We start from the raw sequence: 20,921 nt of genomic DNA on the forward strand, positions 1-20,921 counted from the left end.
AACAGATAGCCTTTTTTTGCTGTTTTTTTCAACACACAAACATAATAAATTCAGCATTTTGATAAAGAATATAGTTTTTGATTTCTATACTCTATGAAACTCTACGAATATCTATTTAAGTTATTAGCTATAAAGTGTAGAATAAATAGTTATTTTCCACTAAAACGAGAAAGGTATGAGCAAAGAAAATATTTTAACTAATGAACACAATGATGTTCGTGAGAATTTTATTACCCATATTATTGATGAAGATCTCGCATCAGGAAAACACCAGTCTATTCACACTCGTTTCCCACCAGAACCTAATGGTTACTTGCATATCGGGCACGCAAAATCTATCTGTTTAAATTTTGGCATTGCGGAAGACTATAACGGTTTATGCAACCTTCGTTTTGATGATACTAACCCCGTAAAAGAAGATGTTGAGTACGTTGATTCAATTAAACAAGATGTTGAATGGCTAGGTTTTAAATGGGAAGGGCAGCCTCGCTATGCATCTGACTATTTCGATCAATTACACGGTTATGCAATTGAATTAATCGAGAAAGGCTTAGCTTATGTGGATGAACTTTCTCCTGAGCAAATGCGTGAATACCGTGGAACGCTCACTGAACCAGGTAAAAATAGCCCCTACCGTGATCGTTCAGTAGAGGAAAATCTTGCCCTATTTGAAAAAATGAAGAATGGGGAGTTCGCAGAAGGTACAGCAAGTTTGCGTGCAAAAATTGATATGGCTTCACCATTTATGGTAATGCGTGATCCTGTTATCTACCGTATTAAATTTGCCAGCCACCACCAAACTGGCGATAAATGGTGTATTTATCCAATGTATGATTTTACCCATTGTATCTCCGATGCAATCGAGCGCATTACCCATTCATTATGTACACTTGAATTCCAAGATAACCGTCGTTTATACGATTGGGTATTAGAAAATATTTCGATTGAAAGACCATTACCACATCAGTATGAATTTTCACGTTTAAATTTAGAAGGTACGCTAACTTCTAAACGTAAACTATTAAAATTAGTTGAAGATAAAATTGTCGATGGTTGGGATGATCCTCGTATGCCAACTATTTCAGGCTTACGTCGTCGTGGTTATACTCCTGCATCATTGAGAGAGTTCGCCCGCCGTATTGGTGTCACTAAACAAGATAATGTCGTGGAATACAGCGCATTAGAAGCTTGTATTCGTGATGACTTAAATACTAATGCACCTCGTGCAATGGCAGTAATCAACCCTGTTAAAGTTGTTATCGAAAACTTTGAAGGGGAAGAAATTTTAAGTGCACCTAATCACCCAAATCGTGAAGAGCTTGGTCGAAGAGAATTAGCATTTACCCGTGAACTTTACATTGATGAAGCGGATTTTAGAGAAGAAGCGAATAAACAATTTAAACGCCTTGTGCTTGGTAAAGAAGTGCGTTTGCGTAATGCTTATGTAATTAAAGCTGAACGTGTAGAAAAAGATGTAAGCGGTAAGATCACCACAATCTTTTGTAGTTATGATCCTGAAACATTGGGTAAAAACCCGAGTGATGGACGTAAAGTAAAAGGCGTTATTCATTGGGTTTCTGCAACCAAGAATAAACCTGCGGAATTCCGAATTTATGATCGTCTATTTACTGTACCTAATCCAGGCGCAGAAGAAGATATCAATAGTGTGATTAATCCAAATTCTTTAACCATCAAACAAGGGTTTGTGGAATCAAACTTAGCGAATGCGCAAGTTGGACAAGGCTACCAATTTGAACGTGAAGGTTACTACTGTTTAGATAGTAAAGATGGCAATGCAGATCACCTTGTATTTAATTTAACTGTAAGTTTAAAAGAAAGCGTTGCGTTCTAATTAGCAATCTTACCTATAAAAAAAGATCAATAACTCATTATTGATCTTTTTTTATACCTCTCATTCGTTACCTCCCATCAAAATAAAACTCCCGTATATTTTGCATTACCCGCTGAAAAACATTTTCTTGCGAAAGATTTTTAATCTTAGCTATTTCCGATATCACTGCCATTAACTGTGATTCAATATCAGTTGTTTCAAAACCCTCATGTTGCCAAGGGCCATCGGTTTCAACCATTATTCGTTCTAGAGGAAATTTTTGAACGATTTTTCTGGTTTTCTGATTCCATAAAATATCAGGTGTACAACTGACCATATAGGGGGTTTGTAATAATTGCTGAATCATTTCATCACTTGCTTTATACCAGTGAAAATGGGCTTTTTTAATCTGATATTTTTTAAGTAATGCTAAGGCGATTTCTGTATCGTCATAAACGATATGTAATACAATCGGTAAACCATATTTCTGACTTAACTGGATAAATTGCTCAAGTAAATCAATATATTCTTTATAATTAATATCGCTTCGTTCTTGCTTTAAATAGTGAGGCAATCCTACTTCGCCAATTGCAATAAGGTCCGTTTGGTGAGATTCAATCCAATCAAATAATTGTAATTTTTCTTCTAATGTAGGCAATGTTTGTTCAGGGTGAAATCCAGCACAAAACTGAATCTTAGGAAATTTCTGCTTAAGATGGGATAAACGTTGAGTACTGGCTAAATCAGTTGCTACTGCAATTACACCAGACAAATTAGCATTACTAAAAATAGTTTCAATTTGTTCATCGGTAAACTGATCTAAATGAATATGGCTATCAAACATATCAAATCCTACTTTACAAGCGGTTAGATTGAGCATTTATTTTACCAATTATCAGACAAGAAAAAAGGCTGTTATCACTAACAGCCTCTCCATTAACTAAATACAAAATTATGAAAGATATTTTGCTTTTAATTCTTTAACAACTTCTTTTTGTTTCGCATTTAATTCTTTTGTCATTGGTTCACGGCAGTAGCCTGCTTCAACGCCTTCGCATTCAAGTAAACCTTTGATTGTTTGGTATAAACCGTTACCTAAGATACCTTCAATTAAGTCATTTGTTACATTTTGAATTTCAAATGCTTCTTTGATTTTACCTTGTTGTGCTAATTCAAAAATTTGACGAGCACGGATACCATTTACGTTGAATGTACTACCGATTGCACCATCAATACCTAATACTGATGCAGGTAACATCATTTCATCGAAACCAGCATAGATTAAGTGGTTAGGGAATGCTTTACGTAAACGTTCTAATAGGTAGAAATCGCCTGCTGTGAATTTCACACCAATGATTTTTGGATTTTCGAATAATTCAGCAAATTGAGAAACACCGATGTTTACCCCTGTTAAGAATGGGATTGAGTAAACGATCATTGGGCTACCTGTTTCACGAATAATTGTTTCGTAAAAGTTTTTGATTTCAGGGAAACTAAATTTGTAATAGAAAGGAGTTACTGCTGATAAGCTATCATAACCAAGCTCAGTTGCATATTTACCCAGTTCTACTGCTTCTTTTAAGTTTACGCTACCAACTTGTGCAATTAACGCAACTTGGTCTTTTGCTTCATCTTTTGCAATACGGAAGATTTCTTTTTTCTCTTCAGTTGAAAGCATGAAGTTTTCACCAGTTGATCCACCAACATATAGACCATCCACTTTCATTTTATCAATATTGTGGCGGATAATTTGACGTAAACCTTTTTCATTAATTGTTCCATCTTCATTAAATGAAACTAATAATGCACTAAAGATACCTTTTAAATTTTTCATTGCTTAGTCCTTTTACTAAAGTAAATAATATAAGCGGTATAATTTGCAAAGTTTCTCGCAGAACTGACCGCTTAAAAGTTTGATAAAATTATTTAATCCGTTGTTCCAAAATAACATTAAGTGTTTTCTGCTTATTCTTAATCGCTTTATTTGGCTCAGATTTTACTAATAAGGTATAAATTAAGTCCAAAATAAAGAGCTGTGCCATTTTGGTTCCAATGGAGTCGCCCTGCATATGACCTTGGCGGTTACCATTAATTAACACATAATCAGCTACCGCAGTAATTGGTGAACGCAAATTATGTGTGATAGCAATTGTTCTTGCCTTATTATCCTTTGCGATACGTAATGCTCTAGTCGTTTCTTCTGAATATCCAGAATGACTAATCCCAATTACAACATCCCCCTTTCTTAATAATGAGGCTTGCATATACATAAAATGATTATTAGTTACTGCATCTGTTTGATAACCAATACGCATCAACTTATGTTTTGCATCTTCGGCTGTTATACCTGATGTTCCAACTCCAAATAGAAAAATCCTGTCCGCTTTACGTAATTCAGAAACTACTTTTTCTAAATCATCATAATTTAATAGATTAATCGTTTCTGCAATAACGTTATGCAAGGTTGAATGTAACTTAGTTGCAATTTCTTGAGATGTATCACTTTCTAATACTTCCGTATCCAATAGTGTACTGCTCTCTTTTTCTTGAGTAGCTAATTCAATCGCTAAATCAAGCTTAAAATCAGTATATCCTTTGAAACCAAGTGTTCGACAAAATCTAATGAATGTCGCTTCACCAACATCTAACTGTGATGCAACCTCAGATAAAGAACATTGAGCTAATAATCCTGGTTGAGCCAAAATAGCATTTGCAATCTTCTTCTCTGTTTTAGTTAAACTCGCCTGTAATGCACCAATGGTATCTAGAATTTTTCCTCGAGATGACATACTTAGCTCCTATAACATTTCTACTGGAACTTTTACCACCACTTTTTTCAACATTTTATCGCCATTGACAGAAATCCCAGGCTTATGAGGCTCATAAGGCATAAAAATAGCAAACATATTAGGTTTTAGAACAACTGTATTTTTATTTTCAACTTCAGGAATCAATTGATAGTCATCATCATCGCGATACTCATCAAATAATTCAAGAGTTGGCTGAGTTACACTATAATTAACAGCTTCATCACCACTAATCAACACTTGAATATCAATGAATTTACGATGCATTTCTGCTTGTTTTGTCTCTGCACCAGCTGTTTTAAATTCCATAACATTCATTTGAATACCATCCTCTAGTTCTTGCCATCCTAGCGGTAAATTCGGTAAATCTAATGTTTGTAATTTTTTACATAAACGTGCAAATACTGGGTGTAATGAATCAGTACAATCAGAACGAGATAAATCACCTAATAACATATAAGTCTCCTACACTGGAAGTAGCAATCATGAATACTCCACTCCACAAAAATAATTTTAAAAGAAGATATACTCCATAGATTAAATATTTCTGAGACAAATAACAAGCAATAAATGAAAAAAATGCGATATAGATCACTTTTTAGCAATCTATAAAAAATGCCACTAAAATTTTAAGTGGCATTTTTAATTATTTCTCAATGAATAAATTTAGCTGAATCCTAGACAATAATATCTGTTCTTCTTCAAGATCATTGAGTAACAAAGGATTCTGAATTAAAAAATCAGGTTCAAAGGAGAGATTCCATGCATCCTCGAAAATATTTAAACGCAACTTTTCTGGAGAATGTGTCGCTTGGCGAGACCGATTAAGAATCACAGCTAAACGGAAAATCCTTAATAAGACAAGTACATCTTGATGCTGAAAACGATTGAGCTTACGAATATCTGTCGTTTTAAATGATTTTTGATGATAGCGTATCAATGTTGCTAATAAATGCTTCTGCTCAATATCAAAGCCTGGTAAATCGCTATTTGCAACAATATACGCTGAATGACGATGGAAATAATTGTGATTAATACTAATGCCCGCTTCATGCAATAAACTCGCCCAACTTAAAATGGCTTTTAATTCAGCAATCTGCTTTTTATTATGCCAAACTTTAATTTGATCAAATAAAATAATTGCCGTTTCTTTTACCTTTTCGGCTTGAATTGGATCAATATTGAATTGTTCTGCTAATCCTTCTGCGGTACGTTGGCGAATATCATTCACCTGAAACTGCTTTTCCAAACCATACATCACACCTTCACGCAATGCTCCATCAGAATATCGCATAGAATGAATATGAAAAGTATGAAAAAGAGCTAATAAAATAGCTAAGCCTGGTACTAAGACATCAGCTCGCTCTTCTATTAAACCTTTCAGTTCAATTTGATTTAAATTATCAAATTTTAAGCAACGGTCGATAACACGCTTTAATCTAATTTCTGTAATAAACCCATCACGATACCCATTGGCAATTAGTACTTTGCTGACTGTTTTAATTGTCCCCGATGAACCCAATACGTGATTCCACCCCAACTGTCTGTACTCTTCTGATAGATCTTCAATGGTTTTTAATGCTGAAAAATAGGCTTGTTCAAAGTGCTCTTTAGTCAATTCGCCATTAGGGAAAAAACGTATACCATAACTCACACATCCCATATGACGACTTTCTGCTCTCAAAGGTATAAAATTATCACCAATCGTCATCTCCGTTGATCCACCACCAATATCAACTACCAATTTTCTGCCTTTTTCTGGCTGAGTATGGCTTACACCTGAATAAATTAGTTTAGCTTCTTCTTCACCCGAGATAATTTCAATAGGAAATGGAAAAACGGATCTTGCTTGATCTAAAAAATCTTGATTATTAACAGCACTACGCAATGTGTAAGTCCCCACCACCTTGACATTTTCGGCAGAAAAGCCCATTAAACGTTGAGCAAATAATGATAAACACGCTACACCTCTATTAATGGCTTCTTGACTTAACACATTATTTTCATCTAGCCCCTCAGCCAAACGTACACGACGTTTAATTCTAGATAAGATTTGAATCGAACCATTCACAATCCTAGCAATAATCATATGAAAACTATTAGAGCCAAGATCAATAGCTGCAAATTCTCGAGGGGGATCAAAGTCGGGACGCATATATGCCTCTATTCTGTATAAAACCATGTAAAATATTATTGTTTTTAGTGTAACATTTTTTTATTTAATGTAGATAATTTCCTTATCTTTCCTAGTAATTTCTAGTAAAATGCTTGGCATTTTTCAAGTAAAATCTATTTCATTTTATAAACCGAGGTAAATATGTCTAAATTTCCATCAGTTACGGAAATCCTATCAGGCAAAATCGCAGTAGGAGAAGAAGTTTCCGTTCGTGGATGGGTAAGAACCCGTCGTGATTCTAAAGCTGGATTATCTTTTTTAGCTGTATATGACGGCTCTTGCTTTGATCCAATCCAAGCCATTGTGAATAATGACGTTCCAAATTACCAAGACGAAGTTTTACACCTCACAACAGGTTGTTCTGTTATCGTAACAGGTAAAGTGGTTGAGTCCCCAGCAGAAGGACAAGCGGTCGAATTACACGCAAATAATGTAGAAGTGGTGGGTTGGGTTGAAGATCCTGATACTTATCCAATGGCAGCAAAACGTCACTCAATCGAATACCTACGTGAAGTGGCACACCTTCGTCCAAGAACAAATTTAATTGGTGCAGTGGCCCGTGTTCGCCACTGTTTAGCGCAAGCAATCCATCGCTTCTTCAACGAACAAGGTTTCTACTGGGTAGCAACGCCATTAATCACAGCATCAGATACTGAGGGTGCGGGCGAAATGTTCCGTGTTTCTACATTAGACGTCGAAAACCTACCACGCACAGACAATGGCAAAGTTGATTTCAATGAAGACTTCTTCGGTAGAGAAGCATTTTTGACCGTATCTGGTCAGTTAAATGCAGAAACCTACGCTTGTGCATTAAGTAAAGTTTACACTTTTGGGCCAACATTCCGTGCGGAAAACTCAAATACGACTCGTCACCTTGCAGAATTCTGGATGGTTGAGCCTGAAATCGCATTTGCTGACTTAGAAGATGATGCAAAACTTGCTGAAGCAATGTTGAAATACGTATTCAAAGCCGTATTAGAAGAACGTAAAGACGATATGGCATTCTTCGCTAAACACATTGATAGCAATGTAATTAACCGCCTAGAAAACTTCATCAATTCAGACTTTGCGCAAATTGACTATACCGATGCAATCGACGTGCTATTAAAATCAGGTAAGAAATTTGAATTCCCAGTTGAATGGGGAATCGATCTTTCATCTGAACACGAACGTTACCTTGCAGAAGAACACTTTAAATCGCCAGTAGTTGTGAAAAACTATCCAAAAGATATTAAAGCTTTCTATATGCGTTTAAATGACGATGGTAAAACAGTAGCAGCTATGGACGTACTTGCACCGGGAATCGGCGAAATCATCGGTGGTTCACAACGTGAAGAACGTTTAGATGTCTTAGATAAACGTATGGTTGAAATGGGCTTAAATCCAGAAGATTACTGGTGGTATCGTGATTTACGTAAATACGGCACAGTACCCCACGCAGGATTTGGTCTAGGTTTTGAACGTTTAATCGTTTATGTAACAGGACTTCAAAATATCCGTGAAGTAATTCCATTCCCACGTGCGCCACGTAATGCGAATTTCTAATTAGTCGATTAAAAATCGAAAATGCCAGAGAAATGAAAGGATTCTCTGGCATTTTTTACATTTTTCTTATTTTTTGTTTCTAAATGGATTCTTGGACACTTTTACAACTTCACCCTCTATATCATTAAGCTCTCTTCTAAAGATATCTTGATATTTACTTGCTCCAACTGATAGATAAACTTTATGAATATTTTTCTCAGAAAGTTCCTTACCATATTCAATATACATTTCATCTAGAGATGCATGAATTTTTTTATCCCATAAAGAGGCAATATAAAAAATTCTTGCCTCTTGTTCTTCTTCAAATGCAGCATGCTTAATAAGATATTTTAATGGTAATAAAATTTCATTTAATAGCCAATAAGAGCTTTTTGGTATTTTTGTAACTTTCCTTTTAATCTTATTTAACAAACCATCGATTTCTTTTGTTCTTTTTGCAATATTCTTAAAATAAAGATCCCACTTTTCACCACTATTATCCCTATAAAATGTAATTTTATCTCGAGAGGCTAAAGAAAGATAATTACTTTCTGGATCTATATAAATACATCTATACAGTGGTAAAAAAATGCCATTATTATCCCCACTTCCTTTTAGTTTACTATCAACTTTATTTTTTGTTAAATTATAAAATTGAAATGCTAATGAAATATTATTATCTTGATTAAAGAAAGAGTCACAATCCAAAACTAGACTAGTTCCTGATGCTTCTTCATTATTTTCTTTACCATATAACCTAAATTGATTAAGACTATCATGATTAAAAGTAAAGCAACTTACAAATGTTAAGAGATCATCATTTTCAGTTTCATTGTATTCTAAATACTTACTTAATACCTTGCCTTCCATAGGATCATTAACATTCTTAATAGAACCTAATCTAAGTTTTGATGGGCTTCCTTTTTCTATTAATTTAAAAGCTATAGTAGGTCTAGTGTAATGAGCAACATACTCCTCATATTCTTTATCTTTTATAATCAACCTATCTAAAATAACATGCACATTATCAAAGATATACTGGAGATTTTTTTATCTATTTTCTTTTCTTCTAAATTAATTTTAGCTCTAATAACATTTTTATATCCATATTCATAATCTTGAGAAATATCTTTATAATCTTCTATGATTTCTTTAATAATTTTTTTATAATCTATCACCTTTTTTTTATTTCTATCTAATTTAGATATAAGCAAATCTAAATTAAATCTTGATTCAGCAAAAGTTTCTTTATCATCATCTCTCTTAATTTCTTTATAACTCGCTATCGCCTCTTCTTTTCTATCTAACTTATCGAGTAATACACCAAGATTAAATCTTGAATACGCAAATTGTTTTTTATCATCCTCTCGCTTAATATCCCTATAACTATCTACAGCTTGATCTTTTCTATCTAACTCATCAAGTAATATTCCTAACTTCACTCTTGATATAGCAAAAATTTTTTTATTAGCATTTTGCTTAACCTCATTAAAACTGTTTACCGCGTTTTCTTTTCTACCTAATTCATTAAGTAATATTCCTAACACCAATCTTGATATAGCAAAAATTTCTTTATTGTCCCCTAGCTTAACATCTTTAACACACGATATTGCTTCTTCTTTTCTATCTAAATCATCAAGTAATACTCCTAAATTCACTCTTGCTTGTGCAAAAGTTTCTTTATCATCTTTTCGCTTAATATCCTTATAACTCCCTATCGCTTCTTCTTTTCTCCCTAATTCATCAAGTAATACGCCTAAATTAAATCTTGATTTTGCAAAAGTTTCTTTGTCATCTTCTCGATTAATCTCTTTATAACTCTCTATCGCTTCTTCTTTTCTCCCTAATTCATCAAGTAATACGCCTAAATTAAATCTTGAGTTGACAAATTGTTTGGTATCATCTTCTCGTACAATCTCTTTATAACTCCCTATCGCTTCTTCTTCTCGACCTTGCTCTCGTAACAATAAGCCTAAATTCACTCTTGATTTAGCAAAAATTTCTTTGTCATCTTCTCGATTAATCTCTTTATAACTCGTTATCGCTTCTTCTTTTCTCCCTAATTCATCAAGTAATACGCCTAAATTAAATCTTGAGTTGACAAATTGTTTGGTATCATCTTCTCGTACAATCTCTTTATAACTCCCTATCGCTTCTTCTTCTCGACCTTGCTCTCGTAACAATAAGCCTAAATTCACTCTTGATTTAGCAAAAATTTCTTTGTCATCTTCTCGATTAATCTCTTTATAACTCGTTATCGCTTCTTCTTTTCTACCTAATTCACTGAACAATATGCCTAAATTAAATCTTGATTGTGCAAAAATTTTTTTATCATCAACTCTTACAATCTCTTTATAACTCCCTATCGCTTCTTCTTCTCGACCTTGCTCTCGTAACAATAAGCCTAAATTCACTCTTGATTTAGCAAAAATTTCTTTGTCATCTTCTCGATTAATCTCTTTATAACTCGTTATCGCTTCTTCTTTTCTACCTAATTCACTGAACAATATGCCTAAATTAAATCTTGAGTTAGCAAATTGTTCGGCATCATCCTCTCGTGCAATCTCTTTATAACTCCCTATCACATCTTCTTCTCGACCTTGTTCCCTAAAAAGATTACCTAAATTAAATCTTGATTGTGCAAAAATTTTTTTATCATCAACTCTTACAATCTCTTTATAACTCCCTATCGCTTCTTCTTTTCTACCTAATTCACTGAACAATATGCCTAAATTAAATCTTGAGTTAGCAAATTGTTCGGCATCATCCTCTCGTGCAATCTCTTTATAACTCGCTATCGCTTCTTCTTCTCGACCTTGTTCCCTAAAAAGATTACCTAAGTTAAATCTTGAATACGCAAATTGCTTTTTATCATCATCTCGATTTATTTCCCTATAACTTGCTTCCGCTTCTTCTAGCTTTCCTTGCTGACTAAATAAGACACCTAACATCACTCTTGATTGAGCAAAATATTCTCTACCATCTTCTCGATTAATATCTCTATAACTCTCTATCGCTTCTTCTTTTCTATCTAGCATTTCAAGCAATACGCCCAAATTCACTCTTGATTTAGCAAAAGTTTCTTTATCATCCTCTCGTTTTATTTTCGACAATAATTCAATCGTTTTATCAAGTTCATTTTGATCATAAAACTCTTTTGCTTGCTTAAATAACTCTATAGCTTTCTGTTTATTACCCATTATCTATTCCTTAGTACGTCTATTATTCCAATAACTTACACTACCGGTCTCTGTCTATATATCAATAACCCTGGTAATGCTAAGCCAAAGACTAACGCACCTAAAATAAAGCCTGTGGTAATAAAATTATTAGTCATTTCAACAAATAATTCTTCTGACCAACCAAAGTGATGGATTTGTACAATCGAGATCATGGCTTTGTAGGCGTAAACACCGGGGATCATTGGGATAATAGCGGCAACGGTAAACACTTTAGGATGGGCTAAATAACGATGGGAAAAATGCACACCGATAAAACCAATTAAACTGGCGCCAAAGAAAGTAGCAAACACAAGAGGCATATCAAAATGAATCAGTATAAATCGGAATGTATGTCCTAATCCCCCTAAAATAGCACAATATTTCAATGCTCTTTTTGGTACATTGAACAACAAGGCAAACCCCACTGCTGGAATCGCAGAAACGATAAAATCATCTAATAATTGTAAAAGAAATTCCATTTTATTACCCCCAATTCGTAATACCAAGTACACTCAATGCTAATACAATGCCTAAACACGCCCCAAAAGTCAGTACTGTTGCAATCGTCCAGCGTGCTAATCCCATATTAATATGCCCTTTTAATATATCCGCCAAGGCGTTGATAAGCGGGAATCCGGGAACAAGTAATAAGGCACTTGAAGCCAATGCGATTTGCGGTTCATTGCCAATTTGATATTTAAGGGATAAGCCTGCTACAACCGAAGCCACAAAGGCAGTACAAGCAAAAACAATAACAGGGTTGTAATGCCTCGCACCTAAAAATTGGCGAACAAACATAGCAAGAGTGGATGCGAAAAAGGTAACAAGGGAAACCATAGGATCGCCTCCCGCTAATCGAGCAAAACAGGCACAAGATAACCCAACCATAAAGGCGACTAAATATCGATTATATTTAAAGGCGGGTAAATTATGTAACTTCTTCTTCACCATATCAAAATCGTAAATTTTACGCTCAGCGGTAATTATAATACGCTGAACTTCTGTTACGATTTGCATATTGATCCCTTTATCCTGATTCTTCCGTACTGTCGTAATGCAATGTCCATTAAGGATAGTCGATAATATAATCGCATTCGGAGTTAAGGCACATTCCACACTTTCCATGCCTAACGCTGCGCCTAATCGGTGAGTAAGTTGTACAATCAGCGTACTTTCTGCACCATGCTGTAAAAGCAATAACGCAGCATGAATACAAAGCCGAGTGACTTCCCTTTGACGCTCTTCATTACAAGTTGATTCCATTAGCATAATTCGCAAGACCTCTTATTAAAAATTTCATGTGAATATTATATGAACTTTCGCTAAAAAATGTTTGTTTTAAATCATTATTGCTAAAAAAGGCGAGAAATTTATTTTAATCTAAAAAATAATTGAGAAAAGTGAATGAAATCAGAGAGGAAAAACAAAATACCCTATTAAATCATGACCAATTTAATAGGGTAAAATAACACTATATTTAAAACTTATTTTTGTGCGTTAAATGCTTCTATTGCACGTAATGAATAAGTATAGGCTGCACCTGCATTGAGTTCGATTGCAGTCGCTAATGCTGCTGTTACCTCTTCTTCTGTTGCTCCTGCTTTTACAGCTTGCTCCGCATGAGCCGCAATACAACTTTCACAACGAGTAGTAATCGCAACCGCAAGTGCAATTAATTCACGTGTTTTCGGATCAAGCACATTTCCTTCTGCTGCTGCAGCATCTAATGCTCCATAAGCTTGTAGCATCTTAGGGTGTTTTTTTCCTAACTGAGCAAAAGATTTTTTAAGATGATCAAGGTGTTGTTTCCAATCTATAAACATAATTATCCTCTCTTATAGATAGATTAAAGATTGATTAATTCATAATTTCTGAACTGATCGCCAAAGCAATCATAAATGATTTCATTACTAAACACTATTTAATTTATTAGCTTGAAATCAATAAAAACTCTTTTAATTGATGGATCTTATCCCGTACCGCAGCAGCTTTCTCAAATTCAAGATCTTTCGCATATTGTTGCATTTGTTGCTGTAAGGTTTTTAATTCTTTTTCTAAATCTTTGCGGGATTTTGCCGTGTAAGCGGTCGGTTCTTCACGAACTTTTGCCGATTTTTTACCACGTTTTGGTTTATCGCTTTGACCGATATCCAATAATTCACCGACTTTTTTATTCAACCCTTGTGGCACAATACCATGCTCTTTATTATATTCCATCTGCTTTTCTCGACGACGTTCGGTTTCTTGAATCGCTTTCTGCATAGAGTTGGTAATACGATCGCCATATAAAATCGCCTTCCCATTTAGGTTACGTGCAGCACGTCCGATGGTTTGAATTAAGGAACGTTCAGAACGTAAAAAGCCTTCTTTGTCCGCATCCAAAATTGCTACTAACGACACTTCTGGCATATCTAAGCCTTCTCGTAATAAGTTGATCCCGACCAATACGTCAAACATTCCCATACGGAGATCGTGAATGATCTCAACACGCTCAACCGTATCAATATCACTATGCAGATAACGCACTCTTACTCCGTGTTCATCAAGGTAGTCCGTTAAATCTTCCGCCATTTTCTTGGTTAAGGTGGTGACTAAAACCCTCTCATTCACTTCCACTCGTTTATGAATTTCAGAAAGTAAATCATCAACCTGTGTGCCTACTGGGCGAACTTCAATAATCGGATCGAGTAAGCCCGTTGGTCGCACCACTTGGTCGATTACATCTGGATTTTTTTCTAGCTCATAAGCACCCGGTGTAGCAGACACATAAATCGTTTGAGGGGAAAGTTGCTCAAATTCTTCAAAGCGAAGCGGTCGGTTATCCAAAGCAGAAGGCAAACGGAAACCGTATTGCACAAGAGTTTCTTTTCTTGCTCTATCCCCTCGATACATCCCACCGATTTGTGGCACAGTTACGTGCGATTCATCAATGATCAGCAAGCCATCACTTGGCATATAATCGAATAGAGTCGGAGGTGGTTCGCCCTCTTTTCTTCCCGATAAATAGCGGGAATAGTTTTCGATACCAGAGCAATAACCTAACTCATTCATCATCTCAATATCAAATTGGGTACGCTGTGCCAAGCGTTGCTCTTCCACTAATTTATTCTCTTTAATGAGGAAAGTACGGCGTTCTGCCAATTCTTCTTTGATTTGCTCAATCGCCTCTAAAATACGTTCTCTCGGTGTAACGTAATGGCTTTTTGGATAGACCGTATAACGTGGCACTTTGCCTAAGCTATGCCCTGTAAGCGGATCGAACAGCGATAAATTTTCAATTTCATCATCAAATAATTCGACACGCACCGCGACTTCATCAGATTCCGCAGGAAAAATATCAATCACTTCGCCTCGAACGCGGAAGGTACTACGCTGGAAGGCTTGATCGTTGCGGGTATATTGCAATTCAGCTAAGCGAGTTAAGATCGTCCGCTGATCGATAATCGCCCCCACTTGCAAATGCAACATCATTTGCATATAAGCATCGACATCTCCCAAACCATAAATAGCAGAAACGGATGCGACTACAATCGTATCTCGTCTTTCTAAAAATGATTTTGTAGCAGAAAGTCGCATTTGTTCGATTTGTTCATTGATCGAGGCATCTTTTTCAATAAAGGTATCACTACTTGGCACATAAGCCTCTGGCTGATAATAATCGTAGTAAGACACAAAATATTCCACCGCATTTTCAGGGAAAAAGGCTTTCATTTCCGCATACAACTGTGCCGCCAAGGTTTTATTTGGGGCGAGTAACATTGCAGGACGATTGAGGGTTGCGATCACATTTGCAATCGTAAAGGTTTTTCCCGAACCTGTCACCCCTAGCAAAGTTTGATGAGCTAAACCATCGTTTAGCCCTTCGACCAATTTTGCAATGGCAGTCGGCTGATCGCCTGATGGCTTAAAAGGGGAATGAAGAATAAAAGGCTTACCTTGCTTACTCATTAAAAAAATCCTATCCAAGTACTTTGAATAGGATTTTATCATAACCAGTCTATAAATATTGAGGATATTTTAACTCTTAATTATCGTTTAGGAAAAATAAATTTTGGTTCGCTTCTATCTTCAATAGATAAAAAACCTGAATCTCCTGTAAGGATTTTTGAATTGATAATACCACTATGACAATCTGATATTGGCATATCATATCCCATTGAGTTGATTATAAATGTTGATAATTGTTGATGAAACATTCGTTTACAAGAAGAAAATTTATTATAAATATTTTCTTGTGAATTTTCATTTGGAGTAAATATAAAAATTGGTACTAAATAATTTTCCTCTTTGACTGTTCCTTGGTTATATGTTTTATTTGTCACATATTGTCCATGATCAGAAGTATATATTAATAACCAATCATCTTTTTTTCTATTTTCTAAATAATTAAACACTTTTTTAATCAATAAATCTGTATTATAAATAGTGCTATCATATTTATCTACTATTGTATCTTCTTTAAATACTTTTTCTTCATCAGTTAAATAATTTGCATAAGGGGTATGAGAACCTCTTTGGTGTAAAACAATAAAATTATTACCTTGTTCAAGATCTATTTTCTCAAACAGTGGCAATAGGTTATGATCATTCATACCTTCAGAAATTTTATAACCTTGATTAGAAGGAAATCTTAAATCATCTATCCAAGTTTTTCCTATGATACTAATAATCATCATCTCTTTTTCAGGCTGAGACGAATAAAAATAAGTCTTATACTTTTGAGCTTGGGCTAATTTAAATATATTTGTTCTACCTGATACAATCTGCTCTAATCCATTTGGTCGTGGTATTGCATTAAAAAGCGCAGGTAAAGATACTGCAGTATATAATCCTGAAGAATAGGTTTTTTTAATTAAAACATTACTATACTCACTCTTCATTTTATCTAAAAATGGGCTAGTATGACGTTGATAGCCAAAAACACTAAAATTATTAGCGCTAGCACTCTCTCCCATTATTAATATAATATTTTTGAATGTAGGCTCTCTTTCTACAATGGGAGACTCTCTAGTATAAATAGTTACATTTGATAAATTGAAAATATTATATGGTAATACTCTTCCAACAAAAAAACCAACAGAAAAATAATTAGATTTTATTCTAGAATACCCTGGATTCGAGGTAATTCCAAATTCTTGATTTGTATAAAATGATCGTGCAAAGATATAAATTAATGATATAAAGAATAGAGAATCTGCTACAATATGCTTTTGCTTTCTAAAATAAATAATAGATATGAAAACAATAACATCAAAAAATCCCCAAATTACACCACCAGATATTTTTCCAATCATAGATAATCCAGCTTGTATTACTTCAGAAAATTCTTTGATGAGTAGAAAATAGTTTGTACCATTAATCCAATTCTGATAAATTTCGTAGTGAATATTATTGAATATCGTACTAGATATAAAAAATACAACAATAAAAAATTGGGTAATCTTATATTTAGAAAAATAATAAAAAGATAATAAAACAAATATAATAATAAAACTTTCACCAATTCTATATAATGGTGTAATTTCAAAAAAATAACGATATAATATTTCACTTGATAATAATATAATTGAATATAAAGATAAAATTAAAATATTTCTTTTCATATTTTCTCTACTTTAGTTGTAATAATATATGTATCTACTATATCGCCATTAGAGTTTTATTTGGCTCGAAGGCGATTTCTCTCGCCAACTTAGGTACCAGATAACCAGACGTGATACGCTGTAAGGCCCGATAAATTTCAAAAGCGGTTTCATCATCAATATAGAAATGACTCGCCCCTTCGACTTTATCTAATAAATGCAAGTAGTACGGCAAAATGCCATATTGAAATAATTTATCGCTAAGGGCTTTCAACACTTGAGCATCATCATTGATATTTTTGAGCAATACGGACTGATTTAATAAGGTAACATTCGCTCTTTTCAGCATTGCCATTTTATCGGCAAATACCTCATCAATTTCATTAGGATGATTAACGTGAGTGACTAAGACCACTTTTAACCGAGATTTTGATAACCGTTCACAAAATTCTGAAGTGATACGATTTGGAATCACCACGGGCAAACGACTATGAATTCGCAATGTTTTGAGATGCTTAATTTTTTCAAATTCATCCAATAGCCAATCAAACTCTTTGTCTTTCGCCATCAGCGGATCGCCCCCCGATAAAATCACTTCCTCGATTTCGCTATGCTCTGCAATATATTGCAAACTTTGTTTCCACGTTTCTTTACCACTTTTGACTTCATCATAAGGGAAATGGCGACGAAAGCAGTAACGGCAGTTTATCGCACAGCTACTTTTAATCATAAATAACAAGCGATTATGATATTTATGCAAAATATTTGGAGCGGGTGAATGTTGCTCTTCAAGGGGATCTTTCACAAACCCTTCGGCTTGTAAAAATTCTTGTTGAGCTGACATTGCTTGTAAAAAAAGCGGGTCGTTCCGATCCTTTTTTTGCATTTTTTCCGCAAAAGGACGTGGGACTCGTAATGCAAATAATTGCCGAGCCGCACTATCTTGCTCAAAAGCTTTTGGATCCAATTCAAGATATTCCAGCAAATCTTGTGGACGATTAAAAGCTTGAGCAAGGTCGACTAACCATTGTGGCTTTACGGAATCCAGTATCTGCATTAGGTTAAACCGTGTAAATCAAACTAAGGAAGAATAACACACTGTACGGGTGCATTGTTTTTATCCACCATCAGCGTTGGAGGCAATTGATTGTTGGTGGTACTCATTAGATATTGTACTCCATTCAAGCAATAACGAGCGTAACCGCCAGTCTTTTCGATGAGATTAGGATCATTAGGATCAATCGATTTGAATGCTTGCACAGTCGGTGTTATGCCATTCACTTGTTGGCTTAACTGATTCATCGGATTTGCAGATTGTGATTCAGATCTGACCGCTTGCATATTTTCTACTTGCTGTATGTTTTCCTGTGCTTGAGCTTGCTCTGGTGAAAGCATATCACTGAGCAAGTAGCCTGCGGCTGCCCCAGTCACAAAATTCCCTAAACCACTACTCGTTGATCGACCCTGACCATTCATATTATTTGTTACCGATGCATTTTGCGTATTATTAAAATCGGCATCGGGTTTTGGCTGAGATTTGTGTGGCTGAACTGCTGGCGTTCTAGATTTTCTGATTTTAAATCTTGCTTCGGCAAAAGACGTGATTGATAAAGCTAAAACTAGACTTGCTACGATCATTTTCTTCATTAAATTGTATTCCTAATGTTATTATTTCTTAAAGTAAAATCCGACGAATTATAGCCTAAAATAACGCTGTTAAGGTAGATTAACTCGATAAGCCTAACAATTCCCTATCAACTGACTATAAATGAATCCATTTACCACTGATTAAGCAAAAACCACTAGCATTTACTCTAGTTTTTCTGTAAAATCCGTCCGTTTTTTGTGCTTATTAACTAATGAGCCAAAAAACATTATTTTTTTAATCATTAATACAAAATCACACACATATCAAAAACTAATTATCGGGGTGCTTGCGAGAAGATATTTCTCAATGGTCGGTTATTAGGGTATGTGGAGGCAAAACCCTTCTTTATTCTATAAGAAAGAAGAATAAAGAACTTAAACAAAAGGAAAATTTCTTATGGCACAAGTATCTATGCGCGATATGCTTAACGCGGGCGTTCACTTCGGTCACCAAACTCGTTACTGGAACCCAAAAATGAAACCATTCATCTTTGGTGCTCGTAATGGTGTTCACATTGTAAACTTAGAAAAAACTTTACCATTATTCAACGATGCATTAGCTGAGTTAACTCGCATCGCAGGTAACAACGGTAAAATTCTTTTCGTTGGTACAAAACGTGCAGCGTCTGAAGCAGTAAAAGCAGCAGCAGTAGAGAGCCAACAATTCTATGTTAACCACCGTTGGTTAGGTGGTATGTTGACTAACTGGAAAACAGTTCGTCAATCAATCAAACGCTTAAAAGATTTAGAAGCTCAAACACAAGACGGTACTTTCGATAAAATCACTAAGAAAGAAGCATTAATGCGTACTCGTGAACTTGATAAATTAGAATTAAGTTTAGGTGGTATTAAAGATATGGCTGGTCTTCCTGATGCAATTTTTGTTATCGGTGCAGATTACGAACATATCGCAATCAAAGAAGCAAACAACCTAGGTATTCCTGTTTTTGCTATCGTTGATACTAACTCAGATCCAGACGGTGTTGATTTCGTTATCCCTGGTAACGATGATGCGGCTCGTGCGATCCAACTTTATTTAAGTTCAGCAGTAGCTGCAATTAAAGAAGGTCGTGGTCAAGAAGAAGTTGTAGTTGCAGAAGAAGCAGCTGCTGAATAATCGTATTAAGGCACAAGCCCTTAAAACACATTCATAGTTGTGAAGCAGGGGCTATTTGTACCCTGCTTTTCTTTATATCTAAATTGAGAGGAATAAAAAATGGCTGAAATTACAGCAGCACGCGTAAAAGAACTTCGTGATCGTACAGGCGCTGGCATGATGGAATGTAAAAAAGCGTTAGTTGAAGCAAATGGTGATATCGAATTAGCAATCGACAACATGCGTAAATCAGGTCAAGCTAAAGCCGCTAAAAAAGCAGGTCGTGTAGCAGCAGAAGGTGTTATCCTTGCTCGTACTGGCAACGGTTTTGGTGCATTAGTTGAAATGAACTGCGAAACTGACTTCGTAGCTAAAGATGCTGGTTTCTTAGAATTAGCAAATGAAGTAGCAGATTACGCTTTAGCAAATAAAGGTGTAACAATCGAAGCACTTCAAGCTCAATTTGAAGAAAAACGTGCAGCATTAGTTGCAAAAATCGGTGAAAACATGAATATCCGTCGTGTTCAATTCTTAGATGGAGAATTATTAGGTTCATACTTACACGGTGCGAAAATTGGTGTATTAGTTGCTGGCGTTAATGCAGACGAAGAACTATTGAAAAAAATCGCAATGCACGTTGCAGCTAGCCGTCCTGAATACGTTAAACCTGAAGATGTTTCTGCTGAAGTTGTTGCTAAAGAACGTGAAATCCAAGTTGCTATCGCAATGGAATCTGGTAAACCACGTGAAATCGCAGAAAAAATGGTTGAAGGTCGTATGAAGAAATTCACAGGTGAAGTTTCATTAACAGGTCAAGCATTTGTTATGGATCCTTCAAAATCTGTTGGTGAATTCTTAAAAGACCACGGTGCTGACGTTACTGGCTTTATTCGTTTAGAAGTTGGTGAAGGTATCGAAAAAGTTGAAGAAGATTTTGCAGCTGAAGTTGCGAAAATGAGTGGTGGTCAAGCTTAATTAGCTTTTCACCTCCGTATTTTTCAAGAATACGTAAAAAGATAAGGGCAGTTTAAAACTGC

18 protein-coding genes are annotated in these 20,921 nt (G+C 35.2%); 4 read left to right on the forward strand and 14 right to left on the reverse strand.

What is annotated here, in order from left to right:
- Positions 1–175: 175 nt before the first annotated feature.
- Positions 176–1,852: a glutamine--tRNA ligase gene (gene glnS / locus A6A10_RS05820; protein ID WP_121121057.1), complete on the forward strand. Its 1,677-nt coding sequence runs from the start codon at positions 176–178 to the stop codon at positions 1,850–1,852.
- Positions 1,853–1,919: 67 nt separating this feature from the next.
- Here glnS and A6A10_RS05825 read toward each other — a convergent pair whose 3' ends face one another.
- From A6A10_RS05825 to ppx, 5 genes are all read right to left on the reverse strand, one after another.
- Entirely contained in the window at positions 1,920–2,675 is a 756-nt protein-coding gene (locus A6A10_RS05825) for a TatD family hydrolase (protein WP_121121055.1), read from the reverse strand.
- A 108-nt stretch (positions 2,676–2,783) separates the two neighbouring features.
- Positions 2,784–3,665: an N-acetylneuraminate lyase gene (gene nanA / locus A6A10_RS05830; RefSeq protein ID WP_121121053.1), complete on the reverse strand. Its 882-nt coding sequence runs from the start codon at positions 3,663–3,665 to the stop codon at positions 2,784–2,786.
- A gap of 88 nt (positions 3,666–3,753) precedes the next feature.
- Positions 3,754–4,620, reverse strand: a complete 867-nt coding sequence (locus A6A10_RS05835; protein ID WP_121121051.1) for a MurR/RpiR family transcriptional regulator — start codon at positions 4,618–4,620, stop codon at positions 3,754–3,756.
- Positions 4,621–4,629: 9 nt separating this feature from the next.
- Positions 4,630–5,094, reverse strand: a complete 465-nt coding sequence (gene nanQ / locus A6A10_RS05840) for an N-acetylneuraminate anomerase (RefSeq protein ID WP_121121049.1) — start codon at positions 5,092–5,094, stop codon at positions 4,630–4,632.
- Between the two features lie 190 nt (positions 5,095–5,284).
- Positions 5,285–6,793 (reverse strand): exopolyphosphatase, encoded by a 1,509-nt coding sequence (gene ppx / locus A6A10_RS05845; protein WP_121121047.1) that lies wholly within the window; start codon positions 6,791–6,793, stop codon positions 5,285–5,287.
- A gap of 162 nt (positions 6,794–6,955) precedes the next feature.
- On the opposite strand from ppx, the gene asnS reads away from it, so the two are divergent.
- Positions 6,956–8,359, forward strand: a complete 1,404-nt coding sequence (asnS, locus tag A6A10_RS05850; RefSeq protein WP_121121045.1) for an asparagine--tRNA ligase — start codon at positions 6,956–6,958, stop codon at positions 8,357–8,359.
- 66 nt (positions 8,360–8,425) lie between these two features.
- Here the strand turns inward: asnS and A6A10_RS05855 are convergent, their stop codons facing one another.
- From A6A10_RS05855 to A6A10_RS05895, 9 genes are all read right to left on the reverse strand, one after another.
- The gene (locus A6A10_RS05855; protein ID WP_121121044.1) at positions 8,426–9,361 is read right to left on the reverse strand and encodes a DUF2971 domain-containing protein; all 936 of its coding nucleotides are present in this window, start codon (positions 9,359–9,361) and stop codon (positions 8,426–8,428) included.
- The gene (locus tag A6A10_RS05860) at positions 9,346–11,538 is read right to left on the reverse strand and encodes a tetratricopeptide repeat protein (protein ID WP_121121042.1); all 2,193 of its coding nucleotides are present in this window, start codon (positions 11,536–11,538) and stop codon (positions 9,346–9,348) included. The genes A6A10_RS05855 and A6A10_RS05860 overlap by 16 nt, the downstream gene beginning before the upstream one ends.
- Before the next feature lie 35 nt (positions 11,539–11,573).
- Positions 11,574–12,038 (reverse strand): threonine/serine exporter family protein, encoded by a 465-nt coding sequence (locus A6A10_RS05865; protein WP_121121040.1) that lies wholly within the window; start codon positions 12,036–12,038, stop codon positions 11,574–11,576.
- 4 nt (positions 12,039–12,042) lie between these two features.
- Positions 12,043–12,822: a threonine/serine exporter family protein gene (locus A6A10_RS05870; RefSeq protein ID WP_121122252.1), complete on the reverse strand. Its 780-nt coding sequence runs from the start codon at positions 12,820–12,822 to the stop codon at positions 12,043–12,045.
- Between the two features lie 221 nt (positions 12,823–13,043).
- A complete protein-coding gene (locus A6A10_RS05875; protein ID WP_121121038.1) occupies positions 13,044–13,382 on the reverse strand; it encodes a carboxymuconolactone decarboxylase family protein in 339 nt (112 codons plus the stop codon).
- A gap of 106 nt (positions 13,383–13,488) precedes the next feature.
- Positions 13,489–15,507 (reverse strand): excinuclease ABC subunit UvrB, encoded by a 2,019-nt coding sequence (gene uvrB, locus A6A10_RS05880; RefSeq protein WP_121121036.1) that lies wholly within the window; start codon positions 15,505–15,507, stop codon positions 13,489–13,491.
- Between the two features lie 80 nt (positions 15,508–15,587).
- Positions 15,588–17,162 (reverse strand): phosphoethanolamine transferase, encoded by a 1,575-nt coding sequence (locus tag A6A10_RS05885; RefSeq protein WP_121121034.1) that lies wholly within the window; start codon positions 17,160–17,162, stop codon positions 15,588–15,590.
- Between the two features lie 37 nt (positions 17,163–17,199).
- A complete protein-coding gene (gene epmB / locus A6A10_RS05890) occupies positions 17,200–18,198 on the reverse strand; it encodes an EF-P beta-lysylation protein EpmB (protein ID WP_121121032.1) in 999 nt (332 codons plus the stop codon).
- A gap of 23 nt (positions 18,199–18,221) precedes the next feature.
- Positions 18,222–18,788: a hypothetical protein gene (locus tag A6A10_RS05895; protein WP_121121030.1), complete on the reverse strand. Its 567-nt coding sequence runs from the start codon at positions 18,786–18,788 to the stop codon at positions 18,222–18,224.
- Between the two features lie 397 nt (positions 18,789–19,185).
- Between A6A10_RS05895 and rpsB the strand changes: the two genes are divergently transcribed.
- Entirely contained in the window at positions 19,186–19,905 is a 720-nt protein-coding gene (gene rpsB, locus A6A10_RS05900; protein WP_121121028.1) for a 30S ribosomal protein S2, read from the forward strand.
- 99 nt (positions 19,906–20,004) lie between these two features.
- Positions 20,005–20,859: a translation elongation factor Ts gene (gene tsf / locus A6A10_RS05905; protein WP_121121026.1), complete on the forward strand. Its 855-nt coding sequence runs from the start codon at positions 20,005–20,007 to the stop codon at positions 20,857–20,859.
- The last annotated feature ends 62 nt before the right edge of the window (positions 20,860–20,921 follow it).

The organism is Otariodibacter oris, assembly GCF_009684715.1.
Taxonomy (GTDB): Bacteria; Pseudomonadota; Gammaproteobacteria; order Enterobacterales; family Pasteurellaceae; genus Otariodibacter; species Otariodibacter oris.

Bases quoted from the DNA above. Each gene is read 5' to 3' on its own strand.
- glnS (WP_121121057.1), top strand. From the start codon at position 176: ATGAGCAAAGAAAATATTTTAACTAATGAACACAATGATGTTCGTGAG.
- A6A10_RS05825 (WP_121121055.1), bottom strand. From the start codon at position 2,675: ATGTTTGATAGCCATATTCATTTAGATCAGTTTACCGATGAACAAATT.
- nanA (WP_121121053.1), bottom strand. From the start codon at position 3,665: ATGAAAAATTTAAAAGGTATCTTTAGTGCATTATTAGTTTCATTTAAT.
- A6A10_RS05835 (WP_121121051.1), bottom strand. From the start codon at position 4,620: ATGTCATCTCGAGGAAAAATTCTAGATACCATTGGTGCATTACAGGCG.
- nanQ (WP_121121049.1), bottom strand. From the start codon at position 5,094: ATGTTATTAGGTGATTTATCTCGTTCTGATTGTACTGATTCATTACAC.
- ppx (WP_121121047.1), bottom strand. From the start codon at position 6,793: ATGCGTCCCGACTTTGATCCCCCTCGAGAATTTGCAGCTATTGATCTT.
- asnS (WP_121121045.1), top strand. From the start codon at position 6,956: ATGTCTAAATTTCCATCAGTTACGGAAATCCTATCAGGCAAAATCGCA.
- A6A10_RS05860 (WP_121121042.1), bottom strand. From the start codon at position 11,538: ATGGGTAATAAACAGAAAGCTATAGAGTTATTTAAGCAAGCAAAAGAG.
- A6A10_RS05865 (WP_121121040.1), bottom strand. From the start codon at position 12,038: ATGGAATTTCTTTTACAATTATTAGATGATTTTATCGTTTCTGCGATT.
- A6A10_RS05870 (WP_121122252.1), bottom strand. From the start codon at position 12,822: ATGGAATCAACTTGTAATGAAGAGCGTCAAAGGGAAGTCACTCGGCTT.
- A6A10_RS05875 (WP_121121038.1), bottom strand. From the start codon at position 13,382: ATGTTTATAGATTGGAAACAACACCTTGATCATCTTAAAAAATCTTTT.
- uvrB (WP_121121036.1), bottom strand. From the start codon at position 15,507: ATGAGTAAGCAAGGTAAGCCTTTTATTCTTCATTCCCCTTTTAAGCCA.
- A6A10_RS05885 (WP_121121034.1), bottom strand. From the start codon at position 17,162: ATGAAAAGAAATATTTTAATTTTATCTTTATATTCAATTATATTATTA.
- epmB (WP_121121032.1), bottom strand. From the start codon at position 18,198: ATGCAGATACTGGATTCCGTAAAGCCACAATGGTTAGTCGACCTTGCT.
- A6A10_RS05895 (WP_121121030.1), bottom strand. From the start codon at position 18,788: ATGAAGAAAATGATCGTAGCAAGTCTAGTTTTAGCTTTATCAATCACG.
- rpsB (WP_121121028.1), top strand. From the start codon at position 19,186: ATGGCACAAGTATCTATGCGCGATATGCTTAACGCGGGCGTTCACTTC.
- tsf (WP_121121026.1), top strand. From the start codon at position 20,005: ATGGCTGAAATTACAGCAGCACGCGTAAAAGAACTTCGTGATCGTACA.